This window comes from Pseudarthrobacter sulfonivorans, assembly GCF_014712225.1.
GTDB classification, from domain to species: Bacteria; Actinomycetota; Actinomycetes; order Actinomycetales; family Micrococcaceae; genus Arthrobacter; species Arthrobacter sulfonivorans.
This window is the reverse complement of the sequence record NZ_JACXBW010000008.1, coordinates 215,087-234,834: the sequence shown is the minus strand read 5'-3', so window position 1 is coordinate 234,834 and position 19,748 is coordinate 215,087. Positions and strand designations below refer to the sequence as shown.

Here is a 19,748-nt window from a genome sequence, read left to right as displayed (position 1 = left end):
AGATGGTTCCCGGGGTCTGGCCGCACCGGAAACCGGTTTCGGAAATGCTCCAGGTACGAGCCTATGCATTTTTCCGGCTCCCGTCAGCCACTTCACCGCCCGCTGGTTTTAAACACCGATGGCCGCGCCGGGGGCGCGGCCATCAGGTATGCCATCCGTTGCGAGCAGGCGGGGTTAGCCTTCGTGGCGGAAGCCGAGCTTGACCCGCACCTGCCAGTCGGCGATCCTGCCATCCTCGAGGTGGCCGCGAATTTCCTTCACTTCAAACCAGTCAAGATTGCGCAGCGTCTTGCTGGCCTCGGCGATGCCGTTGCGGACTGCAGCGTCAACGCCTTCTTCGGACGTGCCGACAATTTCAGTAATGCTGTACGTGTGATTGGACAACTTCGCTCCTCGTGATCGCCTTCGATTCCCGGTTGCGGGCCGTCCTTGAAACCCTAGTAGCGATTTCCGGGCGTGGCCAGAGCCCGGGACGTTGCCAAAAGGGTCAGGGTGCCTCGAGAACCAGGTTCTTGAGATCGTCCAAAGTTTGCTGCATGTGAGAATCCATGGCTTTGCGGGCCTTTGCGGGGTCGCGTGATTCCAAGGCCTCGGCAATGTGCTGGTGGTGGCCGATGGCGTGCTCCTGGATGGTGCGCACGGCCGACGTTTCCGCCCGGCGTTTTTCCAGCACGCGCTGCAACGGCTCAAAGAGGACGGCTACAAAAACATTTTCCGAAGCGCGCAGGATGAGGTCGTGGAAGGCGAGGTCGGCCTCGACAAATGCCGCCACGTCGTTGACTTCATGAGCCAGCCGCATGGCCGCGACATTGCCGAAAAGCGCCTCGATGTCCCGGTCGCTGATCCGGGAGGCGGCCAATTCGCAGGCTCCGGTTTCCAGCATCCTTCGGAGCTCAATGAGCTGCACGGAGGCCACGGCCTCGTTCTGGCCCTCGGAGGCGGCGCGGAGCACAGCTTCCAGCGAGGCCCAGCGGTTCAGCGGGTTCACAAAGGTGCCGCGTCCGCGTTCCACACTCAGGATCCGCTGCGCCTCAAGGGTTTTCATGGCTTCGCGCACGGTCATGCGGCTGACCTCGTGCCTGGCGCTTAGCTCAAGCTCGCCGGGCACACTGGATCCGGGCGGGAAATCCCCGGCGATGATCCGGTCCAGGAGTTCGTCGGCCACAACGCCCACCAATGATTTCCGTGCCATTTGTCCCCCTGTGCCTCCGTCGCCAGATGTCTGACAAGTCTACTTGCGCGTTTGTATGTCCTATGCCACACTATTTGAAATGTTAGATGTCAGACATCTTACAGTTACTCATGATGACGACAGATCCCCACACAACGGAGTGCACAGTGACGCTTGAAGCAGACCTCCTGGCCGCCTTCCCGACCGAAGTCCGGATTCCCGCCAGCCTTGTTGCCGACGCCGTGGCCACCTCCAATGCGGAAACCCCACGCATGCTGGTAGTGCTCGACGACGACCCCACCGGTACGCAGTCCGTTGCGGATCTGCCGGTGCTCACGCGCTGGGACGTCGAGGATTTCATTTGGGCTTTCGGGCAGGCCAAGGCCGCCGTCTACGTGCTGACGAACACCCGGAGCCTGGATCCGGCAGAAGCTGCCGTCCGTAACGAGGAAGTGGTCCGCAACGCCCTGGCGGCGGCCGGGTCCCCAAACGCAGGGTCAGTTCACGCAGGGTCTGGCTCCGGCCTGCGCCTCGGGTTTGTGAGCCGCAGCGACTCCACCCTCCGCGGCCACTACCCCCTTGAGCCCGACGTCATCGCGGCCACCGTGGCCGAAGTCAGCGGCGAAGCGACCGACGGCGTTGTCCTGGTTCCCGCATTCCCCGACGCCGGCCGTGTGACCATCGGCGGCGTGCACTACACCCGCGGTACGGGCGACGATGCAGGCACGCTCACCCCCGCCGCGCAGACCGAATTCGCCAAGGACGCCAGCTTTGGCTACGCCAACTCCGAGCTGGCCAAGTACGTCGAAGAGAAGTCGAAGGGCCGCTTCGCTGCGGAGTCCGTGATCGTCCTGGACCTGAACATCATCCGCGCCGGTGCAGCCAGTGCAGGCACCGCAGCAAACCCTGACGGCGACCCGGCCGTCAGTGCTGCCATCAGCGCCAACGCCATCGCCGATGCCATCGCCCCCGCCGCCGATTCCACTCCGATCGTGGCGGACATCGTCAGCGAGAATGACCTCCGCGCCCTGTCATTGGGCCTGGAAGAAGCCGAACGGCGCGGCAAGAAGTTGCTGTACCGCGTGGGCCCGCCGTTTGGGCGCGCCCGGATCGGCCAGGAGATCCGCACTGAGCTCAGCGGCGCCGAGGCCTACGCCGGCAACACACCCTCCGAGGCTGGCGGCCTGATTGTTGTGGGCTCCCACGTAGGTGTCACCACGCGCCAGCTCAAGGCCCTTACTGAACAGCACAGCGCTGCGCGGATTGTGGAGATCGACGTCGAGAAGCTCCTTGCCGCCGAAACAGAAACAGCCGCGGATGCGTATCTGGTCCAGACCGTGGAAACGGTCGTGGAGGCCCTTCGCGGCGGAGACGTCATCGTGCACACCAGCCGCCTGCTGATCAAAACTGACGACCCCGCCGAAAGCCTGCGGATCGCACGCACGGTGTCCGCCGCCGTCGTCGCCGTCGTCAATCGGACCCTCAAGACTTTCCCGCCGCGGTTCGTCATCGCCAAGGGCGGCATCACGTCCTCCGACGTCGCCGCCCACGGCCTTGAAATCCGGCACGCCATCGTCCGCGGGCCGATGCTGCCGGGCATCGTCTCGCTCTGGGAACCGGTTGACGGCCCCGCCAAGGGCATCCCGTACATCGTGTTCGCCGGCAACGTGGGCGACGACCAGTCCCTCGCCGATGTCACCCGCAAGCTCAGCAACACTTTCTAGCCAGTATTCGAAGGAGAACACCATGACCAGCAACTACACCGTCACCGTCCTGGGCCTCGGCGCCATGGGCCTGCCCATGGCCACCCGCCTCGCCAGCCAGCTGACCGTCCACGGCTTCGACATCGCCGAGCCGCGGCTGAAGCTCGCCGAAGAAGCCGGCATCCACACTTTCGCTACCGCCCGCGAAGCCGCCAAGGGCGCCGACGCGCTCCTGCTCGCGGTCCGCAACGGCGAACAGCTCAACGATGTCCTCTTCGGTGAGAACGGTGTGGCCTCCGTACTGGAGCCGGGCGCCGTCGTCATCCTCGGCAGCACCGTGGGCACCGAAGCCATCCCCGCCACCGTGGCCAGGCTGGCCGAATACGGCGTCGAGCTCGTGGACGCACCACTTTCCGGCGGACCCAAGCGTGCCGGCGAAGGCGACCTGCTGATCGTGGTCGGCGCTTCCCCCGAAGCCCGCGAAAAGGCAAACCCGGCACTGGAGCTCCTCGCCTCCACCCTAACCGTGGTGGGCGACAAGCCCGGCGACGGCCAGGCCCTCAAGACCGTCAACCAGCTCCTCTGCGGCGTCCACATCGCCGCAGCCGCCGAGGCCATGGCCCTCGCCGACGCGCTGGGCCTGGACCAGGCCAAAACCCTCGCCGCCCTCGAAGCCGGCGCGGCAGGCTCCTTTATGCTCTCCAACCGCGGTCCCCGCATCCTCGAGGCCTACACCGAGGAAGGCGCCGAGGTCCTCTCCCGCCTGGACATCTTCGTCAAGGACATGGGCATCGTGGGCAAGGCCACCCGCGCCGCCGGCCTGGCAGCCCCCGTTGCCGCCGCGGCTGAGCAGCTCTACCTCCTCGGCCAGGCCCAGGGCCTCGCCGCCGCAGACGACTCAGCCGTCATCAAGGTTGTCGCCCCCACCAAGCGCACTCCCGCCTAACAACTCACCAGCGCCATCCTGCCAGTCCTCTGGAAGACTGGCTTGTCAAAGGAGACACCTGAAATGAACCCCCTGATTAACTCGCTGATGGTGGGGACGGCCGACGCCCCGGCCATCAAACCCGCAGTGGAGCTGGGTACTCCACTGCTCCTCACCATCGCCGCCCTCGGCATCGCCGTCCTGCTGGTGATGATCATCCGCTTCAAAATCCAGGCCTTCGTGGCCCTGCTGACGGTGAGCATCGCCGTGGCCGTGGCGTCCCAGATTCCGCTGAAGGACGTCTTCACCGTCGTTGCCAACGGCGTGGGCGGAACCATGGGCAAAGTTGCCCTGCTGATCGCGCTGGGTGCCGTCCTGGGCCGGATGATCGAGGTTTCCGGCGGCGTCCAGTCGCTCGCGGCGCACTTCACCGAGAAGCTCGGCGCCAAGCGCGTCGCGGTGGCCCTCACCGCCGTCGGGTTCCTGGTGGCCATCCCCGTGTTCTTCGAGGTGGGCATCATAGTGCTCGTCCCGATCGTCTACGCGTTCGCGAAGATCGCCAACGTGCACCCGGTCAAGTTCGGCCTGCCCATGGCCGGCATCATGCTGTCCATCCACGTCGCCGTCCCGCCGCACCCGGGCATCGTGGCCGGCGCCGGTGTGTTCGGTGCCGACATCGGCCTCATCACCCTGATCTCCCTCCTGATCTGCATCCCGCTTGGCTTCCTGTCCTACTGGGTGGCCAGCATCATGAACCGCAAGGAATACGAACTGCTCCCCGGCGTCAAGGCGCAGGTGGACGAGTACGGCTCCGATTCCCTGGTCAAGGTGGGCCACCAGGGCCCCGGTGCCGCCGGTATCGCCCCGCCCCGCCCGGCCCTGATCATCTTCCTGATCGCAGCGCCCATCGTGCAGATCCTCGTTGGTACCCTGGGCACGCTCACCATCCCCAAGGACAACTCCTGGTACGGCCTCGCCGCGTTTATCGGCAACCCGTTCTTCGCGCTCCTGGTGGCCGTGGCACTGTCCTTCTTCCTGCTGGCCGTCCGCCGCAACTGGTCCCTGAAGGAAACCGGCGAGATCTTCGAAGGCGCGCTGCCTCCGATCGCCTCGATCCTCATGGTTGTCGCAGCTGGCGGCGTGTTCGGTGAGGTCCTGCGGACCTCCGGCATCGGCGCCGCGCTGTCCCAGACGCTGGACCACCTGGGCCTGCCGGTCATCGTGCTCGGCTTCGTCATCTCGCTGGCCCTTCGTGCAGCCCAGGGTTCCGCCACCGTCGCCATCGTCACCACCACCGGCCTGCTGACCTCTGCCGTGATGGAAGGTGGCTACTCGCCGGCGCAGATAGCCGTGATCGTGATCGCCATCGGGTTCGGCGCGTTGGGCCTGTCCCACGTGACCGACGCCGGCTTCTGGACCGTGGTGCGCTATTACGGCCTCACCGTTTCCGACGGCCTCAAAACCTGGACCGTCCTCACCACCGTGCTGGGCGTCGCCGGCTTCCTCCTGACCTACGTGGCCTGGATCCTGGTGGGAGGCCTGGGCGCCTGATGCGCACCCGACTCGACCACCTGGTCACCACAGCCCTGCAGCAGGGCTCGGCCGTTCCCGCGTTCACCTGCTACGACTTCACCACCGCCCTGGCCGTGGTGGGTGCGGCCGAGGATGCCGGCCGGGGCGTCATCCTGCTGGTGGCCCCCAAAACCGCCGCCACACCCAACGGTCTGCGCCTGATCGCCGCGCTCCGCGGCCTGGCGGATGCAGCCTGCGTTCCGGTGGCCATCCAGCTGGACCATGCCTCGGACCCGGACGTGATGGCCGACGCCGTCGCAGCGGGGGCGGATTCGGTCCTCGCCGACGGTTCGTCCCTCCCGTATGAGGACAACATTGCGCTGGTGGTTGCGGCCCGCGCCTTGCTGGGTGCCGACGTCGTTCTTGAAGCAGAACTCGGCGGACTGGCCGGCGACGAGGACCGGGCCTTCGGTGCGGACTCCGCCGGTGTGGCAGTTGCCGGCCTGACCGACTCCGCGCAGGTGGAGGATTTTGTGGCCCGGACCGGAGCCCAGCTCCTGGCCGTGGCCGTGGGGAACGTGCACGGCAAGTACAAGCGCGAGCCGCAGCTGCGCTGGGACGTCCTTCAGGACATTGCGGTGCGGACCCACATCCCGTTGGTGCTACACGGCGCGTCCGGCATTCCCGCGGGCGAGCTGGTGAAGGCTGCCGCCATGAACGTGGGCAAGGTCAACTTCAATACCGAGCTCCGCACGGGTGTGCTGTCCACGCTCCAGGAACAGCTGCCCGGGCACCGGGCCGACGGCGAGAACCTCCAAGGCCTGCTGGGCCACTGGAACAGCTCGGCCAGGGAGTTCGCAGGGTCGGCGCTGGGGATGCTCACCCGCTGAGTTTCGGTGCGGGCCCGGCGGTTCGGCGCGGGGGAGGGAGGCCAGGATCAGCACATGATCCTGGCCTCCCCCAGTTTTACTTTCGTTGCAGCGGCTGCAGCCCCGTCTTCTGGCCGTCACCGCGCCCGGCGCGCACAATATAGAAAAGGGCAACGGCATTCAGCGCTTGTAGAGGATTGCACGTGAGCGATGTCAGGGACCAAGGGCCATCCGCACAGCCGCACGGGCCGGGGCACGGGCGCGACCCGGGCATCGACCTTGCCCGGTTTGCCTGCCTCGCCCTGGTGGTGGTGGGCCACTGCATGATGGTCAGTCCGGTCCTGCATGCGGACGGCACCGTGACCTCGGAAAACACGCTGGGGGACCAGCCGTGGTTCGTGCCGGTCATCTGGATCTTTATGGTCATGCCGCTATTTTTCGTGACCGGGGGTACCACCGGCCTGCAGTCCTGGCAGCGGCTCAAGGCCAACGGCGGCAGCGGTTTCGAGTTCGCTCGGGCGCGGCTGCTCAGGCTGGTCCGGCCGGCGGCGGCGCTCCTGGCGGCCATGTTCCTGGGCTTGGGGGCCGCGCTCCTGGCGGGGGTGGACCCGCAGGTGGTCCAGCTGATAGTTACCGGCGCCGGCATGCCGCTGTGGTTCCTCGCGGCCTACCTTGCCGCTCAGCTGAACATCCCGTTGTTGGCCTGCTTTCATGCGCGTGCGCCCTGGCTGACTGTCGCCGTCCTGGCCGCGCTGGTTGTTGCTGTGGACTGCTTCCGCGGCGCTTTGCCCGTTCTCGCCTATGCGAACCTGGTGTTCCTCTGGTGCGCCGTGCAGCAGGTGGGCTTCCTGATGGCCGACGGCCACTTCGCCCGGCTCACCAGCTCCGGTTTGGTGGGACTTATCGTCGCGGCCAATCTGATGCTCGGCGTGGTGACCGGACTGGGCCTCTACACGGGAAACATGCTGGTCAACCTCAACCCGCCGAATCTCTGCCTGTTCCTGCTGGGCGTGTCCCAAGCGGCCGCACTGCAGCTCTTCCGGCCCGTGCTCGGGTGGATGTCGAATGTGGGCTCGGTGCGGGCGATAATCCTGGCAGCCGGGCGTCGCGCCATGACGGTGTACCTGTGGCACCTGCCTTTGCTGGCGGGCATGTCCGGGCTGCTGCTCCTCACCGACTTCCCCAAACCTGCGGCCGGCACAGCCGAATGGTGGTGGTCGCGGCCCCTGGTCATCCTCGGCGTGATCACCCTGCTGCTGCCCGTGCTGGCCGCGTTCGGGCACCTAGAGGAACGTCCGACGGCGTCCGTCCACGCCCGCGGCAGGCCCGCCCCTGCGGTGGTGACGGCCGCCGTCGCCGTCTTCATTCCCGTGGCGGACGCCGCGTTCAACGGACTGACGCTGGGACTGCTTGGAGGCGGTGCGGCCTGCTTTGTGCTGGCCGTGCTGCTGCTGGGCAGGGTGCCGGAACGGGTCACCGGTGATGTTGCTGCGGGGCGTGCCGTCCGCGCTCAGGGCGGGTAGGCGGGGCCATTGCCAGCGGGGCCAACTAGTGCCAATGTCGAACCATGACTGAGAACATGGTTTCCACAGAGGATGAGTTCAGCCCCGCCGTTTCACTGGTCCGGGATGATGAGCATCACCGGTACGAGCTGCGGGTGGGCGGGAAAGTTGCCGTCCAGTCCTTTTTCGATGACCGGCCCGGACATGTGGACTTCAGCCACACCGAGACCGCCGAGGAATTCAAAGGCCAGGGGCTGGGGAAGGTCCTCGCACACTTCGCCCTGGACGACGTTGTGGCATCGGGAAAGCGGATCATCCCGCATTGCCCGTTCATTGCCGGCTACCTCCGCCAGCACGAAGGCTACGAGCAGCACATCGACTGGCCGGAGGACTAGATTCGCGGCGCCATTGGTCCTTGGCACCGGATAGTTTGCACCTGATCGCTGTTGAGTGCGAGTCAATGACGTGCTTGCGCGTCAAAAATACGCGGATTGTCACAGTTCAGGATAAATAGGTCACTAAAGTTTGACGGAAAGGGTCTCCTAAGTAAGGCTTACCTTGCTTAGACCCCCATGCCGAACTAAGGATGACCGCCGTGCCGCTGCTGCCCCGCGTAGATGAGATACACACAGATGAAAATCGGGTGACCGAAGTCCTGCCCGGGCAGGACTTCGGTTCCCGGGTGGAACTCGCCCTTGCGGCCTCCAACCATCTGTTTAATTCCCGGAACTCCACCCGCTACGTAGCGCAGGTGCTGCAGGGCGTCAACGTCGTCGCCACCAAACTGGACCGCACCACCCGGCCCTTCACCGGCGTCGGGCCTGCTGAAATGAGGGCACGCATCGGTGCGGTGGACCTGGACCGGCCGCTCCCGGACACTGCCGCCGCCCTGGAAGAGCTTGAGTCCGTCTATCTTCGTGATGCCGTCTATTTCCACGACGCCAAGTACGCCGCCCACCTGAACTGCCCCGTGGTCATTCCGGCGCTGGTGGGTGAGGCCATCCTCTCTGCCGTGAACTCCTCGATGGACACCTGGGACCAGAGCGTCGGCGCCACTATGATCGAGCGCCGGCTCATCGACTGGACCGCCGAGCGGCTGCAGCTGGGGGCCGCCGCCGACGGTGTGTTCACCTCGGGCGGCAGCCAGTCCAACCTGCAGGCACTCCTGATCGCCCGCAACCACGCTGTAGCGGGCCTGCGGCAGAAGCCGGCCAACGCTGGACTCCGGTTGCCCGCACTGCTGGAAAAGCTGCGGATTTTCACGTCGGCAGACAGCCACTTCAGCATCCGGAAGTCAGCCTCCATGCTGGGCATGGGTTTCGACGCCGTCATCTCCGTCCCGTGCGCGGCGGACCACAAGATGGACCCGGCCGCGCTCGCCGAGGCCATGGCGGAAACGCACGACGCCGGGCTGGTCCCGATGGCGGTGGTGGCCACCGCTGGGACCACCGACTTCGGCGCGGTGGATCCGCTCGCGGAGCTCGCCGCGCTGGCCCGCGCATACGGAGCCTGGTTCCACGTCGATGCGGCCTACGGCGGCGGGCTGATGGTGTCCGGCCGCTACCGCCACCTGCTGGACGGGACCCGGCTGGCCGATTCCGTCACCGTGGACTTCCACAAAACCTTCTTCCAGCCTGTCAGCTCCAGCGCTCTGCTGGTTCGTGACCGTGCCATGCTGCAGCACGTCACTTACTACGCGGACTACCTGAATCCGGAAAGCGCCGCCCGGGCCGAGATCCCCAACCAGGTGGACAAGAGCATCCAGACCACCCGGCGCTTCGACGCGCTCAAGCTGTGGCTGACACTGCGCATCATGGGCGCGGATGCCATCGGCGCCCTGTTTGACGAGGCGATTGACCTCGCCGCCCGCGTGGGATCCGTGCTGGCGGCCGACGATGACTTCGAGCTCGCCGCCGAACCGCAGCTCAGCACGCTAGTCTTCCGGTACCGGCCGCGGGTGGCCGGCGACGGCGATCGGCTCTCCGAGGATGCGGCCGACTCCGTCAACCCCTCCATTCGCGCCGCCGTCTTCGCGTCCGGTAAGGCCGTTGTAGCCGGCACCAAAGTTGCGGGCAGGCACTACCTGAAGTTCACCCTCCTCAACGCCGAGGCAACCCTTGAGGACATCGGCGAGATCATTGACCTGCTCCGCCGCACCGGCGCCCAACTGCTGGCCGACGGCGGCACCAGGGGAGTCGGCGCATGAGCACCCCTGACTTGAGCACCTCCACTGAACCGCGCATCTACGACTTCGCCGGGATCGGCGTCGGCCCCTTCAACCTGGGCCTTGCCGCGCTCAGCGAGCCGATCGACGGGCTGGACGGCATCTTCCTGGAACAGCGGGAATCCTTCGACTGGCACCCCGGCATGATGCTGGAGCCGGCCCACCTTCAAGTGCCGTTCATGGCCGACCTGGTGACACTGGCCGATCCCACCTCGCCCTACTCGTTCCTGAATTTCCTCAAGCAGACGGGGCGGCTGTACCGCTTCTATATCCGCGAAAACTTCTATCCGCTGCGTGCCGAGTACAACCAGTACTGCCAGTGGGTGGCCGGGCAGCTGCGGTCCGTACGTTTTAGCACGAGTGTGCTGGATGTAACGTACGACGCCGGCGTGTACCGGCTTTCGGTGAAAGGTCCGGACGGGCCGGAGGTGCTGCTGGCGCGGCGCCTGGTGCTGGGCACCGGTACTGCGCCCTATGTTCCGGCGGCCTGTGACGGAATAGTCGAATCGGCCACAAACGGCGGCGGGGGACTTGTCCTCCACAACGCCGACTACCTCTCGAGGAAGAGTGAGCTGCAGGCCAGACGCAGTATCACCATCGTGGGCAGCGGCCAGAGTGCGGCGGAGATCTACTACGAACTGCTGCAGGACATCGACACACATGGGTACCAGCTGAACTGGGTCACCCGGTCCGGGCGGTTCTTCCCGCTGGAGTACACCAAGCTCACGTTGGAAATGACTTCACCCGAATACGTGGATTACTTCCACGGGCTGCCGCAGGACCAGCGCGACGGCCTCATCAAGAGCCAGAAGAACCTCTACAAGGGCATCAACTCCGAGCTCATCGACGCCATCTACGACCTCCTCTACACCAAGAGTCTCTCTGGCCTGGTGGACACCCAGCTCCTCACGCATTCGTCGCTGACGGGCGCCGCATGGGATGGCGCGGCCGGATCCCGCGACGCAGGTACCCACACCGCCGGGTCGTATACCCTGCAGCTTCGGCACGAGGAACAGGGCGCCGACTACACGCTCGACACCGAGGCAGTGGTCCTGGCGACCGGCTACACCTACCAGGAACCTGGCTTCCTGGCTGGGATTCAAGACCGGATCGCCCGCGACTCCGCGGGCCGGTTCGCCGTGTCCCGCAACTACAGCGCCGGCGTCGAACCCGGCGAGGTCTTCGTGCAGAACGCCGAGCTGCACACGCACGGCTTCGTCACCCCGGACCTGGGCATGGCCGCCTACCGCAACTCGTGCATCCTGCGCGAAATCACCGGCCGCGAGGTCTACCCGGTGGAGCGCAGCATCGCGTTCCAGCAGTTCGGCCCGCCCGAAAGTGTGCCACGCTCGGCCCCGGCCCCGGCTGAGCCTTCCTCCATGCGGAAAGCCGGGGTGCCGGCATGAGCTTCACCTTCCGCTGTGTTGACGCCGTGGCCGATGCACCCCTCCTCCACAGCTGGGTGACCCAGCCCTATGCCGCCTTCTGGTGCATGCAGTCCGCCACCGTTGAGGCGGTTGTGGAGGAGTACTCAAAAATCCAGGCAACCGGGCATCACCATGCTGTCTTCGGGCTCGACGGCGGCGTCCCCGCCTTCCTCATGGAGGAGTACCTGCCGTCCGCCTCACCGCTGGCCGCGGCTTACGCGGTGCAGCCCGGTGATATCGGCATGCACCTGCTGGTGGCGCCGCCGTCGGGAGCTCCCACGCCGGGATACACCACCGCGGTGATGGACGCGGTCCTGGAACGCCTGTTCCTGGACCCGGGTATTGACCGTGTGGTGGTGGAGCCGGACGCCAGGAATACCAGGATCCACGTGCTCAATGAGCGGCTGGGCTTCCAGCCGGCAGGGATCATCACCCTGCCGGACAAGGAAGCGCTGCTCAGCTTCTGCACCCGCTCCGACTATCACGCCGCCCGTGAGGCGCTGCACCAACCCGAACCCCAACCCCGGGCCCTGTCCCGCCCCGCCCACCAGGGAGCCACACTGTGACCACCATCGAGACTTTCACCAGCGCTGAGCTGGGCTCGGGCGCCGGCGCCGCCGCCGCTGCACTGCGAGCCAACTCCGCCGGCACTGCCTACACCGCAAGCACCGGGAACGCCGTCCCACACCTCTCGCCGGAGCGCTGGGCTGTGGCCAACCGCCACCTGGTCCGCAAGGCGCTCGCCGAATTCCTGCACGAGCGGATCCTCAAGCCGCAGCGGCTGGGCTCCGGGTCCGGCCCTGACGCGGACCACCCGGCCGATCCTGCGGCCTACGTGGTCCGCAGCGACGACGGCTCAACCGCGTACTCGTTCGCCGCCCGCGTCCTGGAGCTGGAGCACTGGTCGGTGGACGCTTCCTCCATCCGCTGTACGCGGAGCGGCGAGGATGCTGCGCCCGACGCCTTGCTCTTCATCACTGAATTCCGCGACACCCTGGGAATCCGCGAGGAGATGCTCCCGGTGTACCTGGAGGAGATCAGCAGCACCCTGGCCGGTCACTCGTACAAGCAGTGGCTGGGGCAGCCGACCGCCCAGGAACTCGCAGCAGGGGTGACCGGCGGCGCGGATGTTGCCGCCGACTTCCAGGCCATCGAGCGCAGCATGACGGAGGGCCATCCGTGCTTTGTGGCCAACAACGGCCGTTTGGGCTTCGGTATCAGTGATTACCGGGCCTTTGCCCCGGAGACCGGGGCTCCGGTCCGCCTCGAATGGATCGGAGTGCACCGCAGCAAGGCTGTTTTCACCGCCAGCGCCCGGCTCAACTACCGTGCCCACATGGAAGCTGAGCTCGGTGCCGAGGCCATGCTGTCCTTTGATGCCGAATTCAGGGCCCAGGGCGTGGACCCCGCCGAGTACTTCCTGATGCCGGTCCACCCGTGGCAGTGGGAGAACAAGCTGACCGTAACTTTCGCGGCCGAGATCGCGCAGCAGCACATTATCCACCTGGGGACGGGAAAGGACAGCTACCAGGCCCAGCAGTCCATCCGCACGTTCTTCAATACGAGCCACCCGGCCAGGAGCTACGTCAAAACCGCCATGTCCGTCCTGAATATGGGCTTCATGCGGGGGCTTTCGCCGCAGTACATGAAGGCCACGCCCGCCATCAATGACTGGCTGCAGCAACTGATCCTGACGGACAAAGCACTGCAGAAGCGCGGCCTGGCCATGATTAGTGAGACCGCGGCCATCGGCTACCACAACGGCTACTACGAGGCCGCGTCGGCAAAGGGTTCGCCGTACCGGAAGATGCTGTCCGCGCTGTGGCGGGAGAGTCCGCTCACCTTGCTGGGGGACCGCCAGCAGTTGGCCACCATGGCTTCGCTGCTGCACACCGATTCTGCCGGCAAACCGATGGTGTCCGCTCTCATGGAGCGTTCCGGGCTGGAACCTGTGGAGTGGCTGCAACGCTACTTCGAGGCCTACCTCGTCCCGCTGGTGCACTGCCTGTACCAGTACGAACTCGCGTTTATGCCGCACGGCGAGAACGTGATCCTGGTGCTGGAGAACGGCGTGCCAGTCCAGGCCATCATGAAGGACATCGCCGAGGAAATCGTGGTGATGGGGGACAGGCTTGACCTTCCCGGGGACGTTGCACGGATCAAAGCCGACATCCCGGACGGAGAGAAAGTGCTGGCCATCTTCACGGACGTCTTCGACTGCATCTTCCGCTTCCTTGGGGCACTGCTGGTGGAGGACGGGAAGCTCAGCGAGGACGAGTTCTGGGGCACCGCGGCCCGGGCCATCAAGGACTATCAGGCGGAACACCCCGAACTGGCCGACCAGTTCGCCCGCCATGACCTGTTCGCGCCGGACTTCGAACTGTCGTGCCTGAACCGGCTCCAGCTGCGGAACAACCAGCAGATGCTGGACCTCACGGATCCCTCCGGCGGGCTGCAGATGGCCGGCCGGCTCGTCAACCCGCTGGCAAGGTTCGCCTAGCGCGTCGGATTCTGCGCCATCATTCGCCGGCTTCGGCTGGCCGCGCCCGTGGTTCCGGGCCCGGGCCGGGGGATTGCCGGAATGACGGCGCAGAATCCGGCGGCGGGCTCAGTCCTCAGCTGAGCCCGTCCACCTTCCGCTCCAGCGCAGCCCGTTCAACGGCGTTCCCGCACAGCCCCACGGCCTCCAAGAGTGCAGACCGCGCGTCTTCACGCCGGCCCAGCCGGGCGAGCAATTCGCCGCGGACGGAGGGGAGAAGGTGCGAGCCTGCCAGCTCACCGCGTGCCGCGATCGCGTCCACGACCTTCAGGCCCTGCGCCGGACCGGACGCCATCGCCACCGCAACGGCACGGTTGAGCTCCACGATCGGGGAAGGGGCCAGCCGGCCGAGGGCTTCGTAGAGGATGACGATCCGCGACCAGTCCGTCCCGGCCACGGAAGGCGCCACCGCGTGGCACTCGGCGATGGACGCCTGGAGTCCGTAAGCCCCCAGTCCGCGCCCGGACCCCGCCGCGCGGGCGAGGGCCCCACGTCCGCGCCTGATCGCGGACCGATCCCACCGCCGTCGGTCCTGGTCCTCCAGCAGCACCGGCTGGCCGGAAGCATCGAGCCGGGCCGGGAACCTCGCGGCGGTGAGCTCCAGCAGCGCCACCAGCCCGAATACCTCGGGTTCGGGCGAGATCCGGACCAGCACCCGGGCCAGGCGGCGGGCTTCGCCGGCCAGGTCCGTGCGGATCCAGTCATCACCTCCGGACGCGAAAGAGCCCTCCGTGAAGATCAGGTAGATGACCTGAAGCACTGAGCCGAGCCGTGCGGCCAACTCGTCCGGTTCGGGTACGGCGAACGGCACCTTCGCGGCGGCCAGTGTCTTCTTGGCGCGCGTGATGCGTGCCTGGATGGTGGCCACCGGCACCAGGAAAGCCTTGGCGATTTCGTTGCTGGCCAGGCCTGCGACCACCCGCAGCGTCAATGCGATCCTGGCCTCCTTGGACAACACCGGGTGGCAGGAGATGAACATCAGGGACAGGACGTCGTCGTTGATGGCGGCGGGGTCGAACAGTGCGTCCGCTCCGGGTTCCTCTACCGAGAGGTCGCGCGCCAGGAGGGCGTACTTTTCATCCCTGGCGGCACGCCGCCGGAACGCGTCAATCGCGCGCCGGCGGCCCGTGGTGAGCAGCCACCCGGCCGGTTCGGCAGGCACCCCGTTGACGGACCAGGAGACAAGTGCCTCCGCGAGTGCCTCCTGCGCGAGATCCTCGGCCAGCGGGAAGTCGCCCGTGTAGCGCGCCAGGGCGCCGACGATGCGGGCAGACTCCATCCGCCACACAGCCTCGACGGCGCCCCTTGCCGCGTTGGCACCCACAGCCGGTCCGCCGCTGTCGCGTCGTTGCTGCCCGGTCAGAGCTGTCCGGTCTGCTCGCGCCAGGCGCGTTCCTTTTGGATCCATTCGTTGTCCTGCGGGAACTCATCGATGGTGGGCACCCGGCGGATTTCGGTCTTGGTGCCTGCCGTCATGGGTGCCCGCTTGGCCCATTCGACGGCCTCCTCCTTCGAAGCCACGTCCAGCAGGTAGAAGCCGTTGAAGAGCTCCTTCGTTTCCCCATACGGGCCGTCGGTGACCACCGGCGTTTCGCCGGTGAAATCCACCACAACGCCCTCCTGGGCGTCGTCGAGGCCTTCGGCTGCCAGCAGCACGCCTGCGTGGATCAGTTCGTCGTTGAACTTGCCCATGGCGTTCATGGCTTCGGCGAAATCGACGTCTTTGAACTTCGCGAGGGACTCGTCAGTTGCCCGCATGATCAGCATGTACTTGGCCATCACAATCATCTCCTTGGTGGTGGAAGGTCGCCCTTCGACCTTCTCACCCACAGGTCGAACGGCGCGAGGCCTGATCGACAGAAACCGAAAAATTCCTGGCGCAGAATCCGACAGCACCCGCAGGTGGCAAGCCCGGCTAGTCTGGGCGCATGAACACTCCCACCACCGCCCTCATCACCGGTGCCAGCGCGGGGCTGGGCGCCGAGTTCGCCCGCCAACTGGCTGTCCAGGGCCACCACCTGGTGCTGGTCGCCCGGGACCGGGCGCGCCTGGAACAGACGGCCGCGGACCTGGAACAGCGGTACGGAACCACCGCTGAGGTGCTGCCCGCAGACCTGACGGACGACGCCGGAGTGGCCGCCGTCGTCGGACGCCTCACGGACGCCGCGCGGCCGGTGGGCATTCTGGTGAACAATGCCGGCAGGGGCCTGCTGCGCGACTTCGAGCGGAATAACATCGCGGACGAGAAGCAGCACCTCAAACTGCATTGTGAGGCGGCGCTGGAACTCACCCACGCCGTGCTGCCGGGCATGCTCGAGCGGGGGAGCGGGCGGATCATCAACGTGTCGAGTATTGCGGCGTTCCTGCCGCGCGGGACGTACGCGGCGGCGAAGGCGTGGCTGCTCGTTTTCAGCCGCTGGGCCAACCTGGCGTACGCAGCGCGGGGCGTAACTGTCACAGCGGTATGCCCGGGCCTGACACACACCGAGTTCCATGAGCGGATGGGCATGGACAAGGCGGTGGCACCGTCCGGGGCGTGGCTGACTGCGGAGCGTGTGGTGCGTGAAGGCCTGGCGGACAACCTCCGCGGAAAGGCTGTGTCCATCCCGTCGAAGCGTTACAAGGCTGTGGCGGTTGCTGCGCGGCTGCTGCCGGACCGGCTACTCACCGGGCCGGCGCGCAGGCCGAAGTAGCGGAGACCGAACCGCCCGTTGCTCCACCGTTCGCTGCCGGACGGCCACCGCCACCAGGATCCCCACCACCGCACCAACGAAGGTTTCCACGCCGCGTTCCAGGATCAGCACGGTCGGATCGCTCGGCGCCGCGAGCTGAGTCATCAGCAGGATGACCGGCGTGAACGACACCATGGCAAGCCCATAATGGCGGGTCATGAACAGCTCCGTGGTGAACTGGAAAATGATGACCAGGACGCCCAGGACTACCACCTGATGGGCGGCGAACAAGGGTGCCAGGGCCCACGGTTCGGGCACAAGAACGACGGCGGTGACCGCCAACCCGAGGAAGGTCCCCACTATGCGGTGGATCCCCCGCCGCACCCGGCTGGGGAAGTCCGCTCCCGCCAAGGGCACGGCAGCGGCTGCCATGGCCCAGTGCGGGTGGCCGCTGCCGCTGAGCACCCCGATGGAGCCGGCCAGGCCAACGGCTAACGTGTAGCGGGCCGCGTGAACCGCGGCAGCCCGGCCGGTTGCGCCGCGCAGGATCACCACATCGCGGGCGGCCCCGCGCTGCCACGAACGGCCCCGGACCCAGCCGCCGAAGCCCACCGCCATGGAGAAGGCCGCGGCCCCTGCAGCGATGGCAAGGGCAACATACCAGGGGACGGCCAGGGGGACGGATGCGCAGGCGCCCAGGGCAAGGATGCCGAAGAACGGGCCGTTGGGTTTGAGTTTCACCCTGTCCGAATAAACCGAGCCGACGCCTGCGAGTACCGCCTCGATGGCCACCAGCCACCAGGAATGGAGGTGGTTGACGGAGAGGAAGACGCCCACTGCCACCCCGCCGACGAGCACCAGGGCTGCCTGGGACTGGTGGCGGAGCCTCAACTGGTGCGGCTCGGACCGGCCATACATCCCGGTCAGTGCGCCGAACACCGCGTAGATGATCAGGTCGGCCCGGCCCAGGAGCAGGAGGATGAGTGAGGGGATGGCCACGCTGGTGGCCACGCGAAGCGCTGCCAGGTGGTCGTTATTCGCAGGTTCAAGCCGGTGCAGGGCGTGTACCTGCCGCATGACGGACTTCACGCGGGCACACCACCTGTCATTGGCCTCTGCTCCGAGCCGGAGCCTTCCAGACGATTATCTCCCGCTGTCGCCAACTCCCGGGCACGGCTAAGGCCCGCCCTGTGTGCTTCCCCCAAGGAAAGCACACAGCACGGGCCTTTGAGCGCGGGCTACAAGACGGCCGAAACGGGCCGGTCTGTTGTTGCTTAGACTCCGGCCGGCACCTTGGCGGCGGAATCTTTGCCGGCCGAGGCGTCGGTGATGTCCTGGGTCTGGAACGGCATATCGTCCAGGTCGATCAGCGGGTTCTCGTCCTGCGTGGCAACCAGCTCCCGTGCCTCCGCCTGAGTGTCCACGCTGGGCATGGAACCCGGGAGTGGACGCTGGGCGGATTCCTTCAGGAAGTAGATGGCCACGGCCCCGACAGCCGACGTGGCCATCAGGTAGTAGGCAGGCATCATGTCGTCGCCGGTCGCCGTGATGAGCGCCGCAACGATGAAAGGAGTGGTGCCGCCGAAGATGGCAACCGCGAAGTTGTAGGCGATACCCATGGCGCCGTACCTGTTGGCTGTCGGGAACTGCGCGGGCAACGCCGAGGCGAGGTTCGCAACATAGAACGTCACGGGGAAGGCGATCAGGGCAAGGCCCGCCAGCGTGGACCAGACTTCACCGATGCCGATCAGCAGGAAGGCCGGCGTTGCCAGCACCACGGTGCTGATGGCGCCGATCCACAGCACGGGACGGCGGCCGATCCGGTCAGACAGCTTCCCGGTAAGGGGAATGCAGAGGCTCATGATGACCAGCACGGGGATGGTCAGCAGTGTTCCGTGGACAGGATCATAGCCCTTGGACTCAGTAAGATACGTCGGCATGTACGACGTCAGGGCGTAGCCGGCAGTGTTGGCAGCGGCGACAAGGATCATGGCGACGATCAGCGAGCGCCAATAGGCCTTCACGATTCCCACCGGGCTCTTGGCGCTGTCCACGTCAGCTGCGGCATTGGCCTGCCCAATGGTTTCCTGGGCATCGAGAGTGGCTTGGAACTGAGGGGATTCCTCGATCTTGTTCCGGAAGTAGATGGCGATGAGGCCCAGCGGACCTGCAACCAGGAAAGGAATGCGCCAGCCCCACTCCTCCATAGCTGTCTGGCCAAGAGTCAACTGCAGGACAGAAACCAGCGCCGCACCCAACGCAAAGCCAAGGTAGCTGCCCATGTCCAGGAAGCTCGCAAAGAATCCACGGCGCTTGTCCGGCGCGTATTCGCTGACGAAGGTTGTGGCGCCTGCGTATTCGCCACCGGTGGAGAAGCCCTGAACGAGCTTGAGGAGTACCAGCAGCGCCGCGGCCCAGATGCCGATCTGCGCGTATCCGGGCAGCAGTCCGACGGCGAACGTGCTCGCCGCCATAATCATCAGCGTTGCGGCGAGTACTTTCTGCCGCCCGATCTTGTCGCCGAGCCAGCCGAACACGACGCCGCCGAGTGGGCGGGCGATGAAGGTGGCGGCGAACGTTCCCAGCAGGAACAGCGTCTGGACGGATTTGTCGGCCTCAGGGAGGAAAACCGGTCCCATGGTGGTGATCAGGTAGCCGAACACGCCGACGTCGAACCACTCCATGGTGTTACCCACGATGGTTCCGCCGAGTGCTTTTTTCAGCATGGGCTGGTTGACGACATTCACGTCGGACTCCTTGAGCCGGCGGCGTGCAAGGATCTTCGGTTTGCGTGGCCCTGAAGGACCCGCAGGTTGTGCGTTTGTGAGTACTGCATTGTTGGTTCCGCCGGCGCTGTTAAGGCCTGCTGAAGAGTCGGTCGTGCTTCGGTCTGTGGGCATTTGGGCGACTCCTGTGGAGGTCATTTGCTTGCGACTTGTAGCTGCCCCGCTCCGGGCAGGCCTTCAATTTTACGCGAATCTTGAGGCAATTGAGAGTTTCATGCCGTAGGATCGCTTGTTTCGGGGCGTTTTGAGCCGGTGTCAGCAGATTTCTTTTCACCGGTTTCACCGCGGCAGCACTGGGATCCCGGCGTAACCGGGGGATCGTTACCTAATCTTTTTCTTCCGGGCCGCTTTCCCATGGCTAATGGCGCCTGGTTTGGCGCTGAATGTGGCGGCCGCCACGGGTATGCCGGTGGCTGCA

At 66.1% G+C, this 19,748-nt stretch carries 17 protein-coding genes; 11 read left to right on the top strand and 6 right to left on the bottom strand.

Annotated features, from left to right (window positions below; genetic code table 11):
* Positions 1-174 precede the first annotated feature (174 nt).
* Positions 175-384: a dodecin gene (locus IAQ70_RS12505; protein ID WP_190989625.1), complete on the bottom strand. Its 210-nt coding sequence runs from the start codon at positions 382-384 to the stop codon at positions 175-177.
* 103 nt (positions 385-487) lie between these two features.
* Complete coding sequence (locus IAQ70_RS12500) at positions 488-1,192, bottom strand: FadR/GntR family transcriptional regulator (RefSeq protein ID WP_190989624.1); 705 nt, start codon at positions 1,190-1,192, stop codon at positions 488-490.
* A gap of 146 nt (positions 1,193-1,338) precedes the next feature.
* Between IAQ70_RS12500 and IAQ70_RS12495 the strand changes: the two genes are divergently transcribed.
* From IAQ70_RS12495 to IAQ70_RS12450, 10 genes are all read left to right on the top strand, one after another.
* Positions 1,339-2,895, top strand: coding sequence for a four-carbon acid sugar kinase family protein (locus IAQ70_RS12495; protein ID WP_190989623.1), 1,557 nt, complete (start codon positions 1,339-1,341; stop codon positions 2,893-2,895).
* Between the two features lie 22 nt (positions 2,896-2,917).
* A complete protein-coding gene (locus IAQ70_RS12490) occupies positions 2,918-3,820 on the top strand; it encodes an NAD(P)-dependent oxidoreductase (RefSeq protein ID WP_190989622.1) in 903 nt (300 codons plus the stop codon).
* 63 nt (positions 3,821-3,883) lie between these two features.
* On the top strand, positions 3,884-5,350 hold the full coding sequence (locus tag IAQ70_RS12485) for a GntP family transporter (RefSeq protein ID WP_190989621.1): 1,467 nt from the start codon (positions 3,884-3,886) through the stop codon (positions 5,348-5,350).
* Entirely contained in the window at positions 5,350-6,201 is an 852-nt protein-coding gene (locus tag IAQ70_RS12480) for a class II fructose-bisphosphate aldolase (protein WP_190989620.1), read from the top strand. Before IAQ70_RS12485 ends, IAQ70_RS12480 begins: the two co-directional genes overlap by 1 nt.
* A gap of 182 nt (positions 6,202-6,383) precedes the next feature.
* On the top strand, positions 6,384-7,703 hold the full coding sequence (locus tag IAQ70_RS12475) for an acyltransferase family protein (protein WP_190989619.1): 1,320 nt from the start codon (positions 6,384-6,386) through the stop codon (positions 7,701-7,703).
* Positions 7,704-7,747: 44 nt separating this feature from the next.
* Positions 7,748-8,077: a GNAT family N-acetyltransferase gene (locus IAQ70_RS12470; protein ID WP_190989618.1), complete on the top strand. Its 330-nt coding sequence runs from the start codon at positions 7,748-7,750 to the stop codon at positions 8,075-8,077.
* 191 nt (positions 8,078-8,268) lie between these two features.
* Positions 8,269-9,888, top strand: a complete 1,620-nt coding sequence (locus tag IAQ70_RS12465; protein WP_190989617.1) for a pyridoxal phosphate-dependent decarboxylase family protein — start codon at positions 8,269-8,271, stop codon at positions 9,886-9,888.
* Positions 9,885-11,312, top strand: coding sequence for a lysine N(6)-hydroxylase/L-ornithine N(5)-oxygenase family protein (locus IAQ70_RS12460; protein ID WP_190989616.1), 1,428 nt, complete (start codon positions 9,885-9,887; stop codon positions 11,310-11,312). The genes IAQ70_RS12465 and IAQ70_RS12460 overlap by 4 nt, the downstream gene beginning before the upstream one ends.
* Positions 11,309-11,899 carry a GNAT family N-acetyltransferase gene (locus IAQ70_RS12455; RefSeq protein WP_190989615.1) on the top strand — a complete coding sequence of 197 codons (591 nt, stop codon included), beginning with the start codon at positions 11,309-11,311 and terminating at the stop codon, positions 11,897-11,899. Before IAQ70_RS12460 ends, IAQ70_RS12455 begins: the two co-directional genes overlap by 4 nt.
* Positions 11,900-11,961: 62 nt before the next feature.
* Positions 11,962-13,833, top strand: a complete 1,872-nt coding sequence (locus IAQ70_RS12450; protein ID WP_190989659.1) for an IucA/IucC family protein — start codon at positions 11,962-11,964, stop codon at positions 13,831-13,833.
* Positions 13,834-13,948: 115 nt separating this feature from the next.
* Here IAQ70_RS12450 and IAQ70_RS12445 read toward each other — a convergent pair whose 3' ends face one another.
* Positions 13,949-15,196 (bottom strand): RNA polymerase sigma factor, encoded by a 1,248-nt coding sequence (locus IAQ70_RS12445; RefSeq protein ID WP_317983650.1) that lies wholly within the window; start codon positions 15,194-15,196, stop codon positions 13,949-13,951.
* A gap of 35 nt (positions 15,197-15,231) precedes the next feature.
* Positions 15,232-15,651, bottom strand: coding sequence for a YciI family protein (locus tag IAQ70_RS12440; RefSeq protein WP_190989657.1), 420 nt, complete (start codon positions 15,649-15,651; stop codon positions 15,232-15,234).
* Between the two features lie 149 nt (positions 15,652-15,800).
* Here IAQ70_RS12440 and IAQ70_RS12435 point away from each other — a divergent pair, with 149 nt between their 5' ends.
* Positions 15,801-16,565, top strand: a complete 765-nt coding sequence (locus IAQ70_RS12435; protein WP_190989614.1) for an SDR family NAD(P)-dependent oxidoreductase — start codon at positions 15,801-15,803, stop codon at positions 16,563-16,565.
* Here the strand turns inward: IAQ70_RS12435 and IAQ70_RS12430 are convergent.
* The gene (locus tag IAQ70_RS12430) at positions 16,533-17,621 is read right to left on the bottom strand and encodes an FUSC family protein (RefSeq protein WP_223859978.1); all 1,089 of its coding nucleotides are present in this window, start codon (positions 17,619-17,621) and stop codon (positions 16,533-16,535) included. The two genes, IAQ70_RS12435 and IAQ70_RS12430, sit on opposite strands and share 33 nt — an antisense overlap.
* 197 nt (positions 17,622-17,818) lie before the next feature.
* Complete coding sequence (locus IAQ70_RS12425) at positions 17,819-19,444, bottom strand: MFS transporter (RefSeq protein ID WP_190989612.1); 1,626 nt, start codon at positions 19,442-19,444, stop codon at positions 17,819-17,821.
* Positions 19,445-19,748 lie beyond the last annotated feature (304 nt).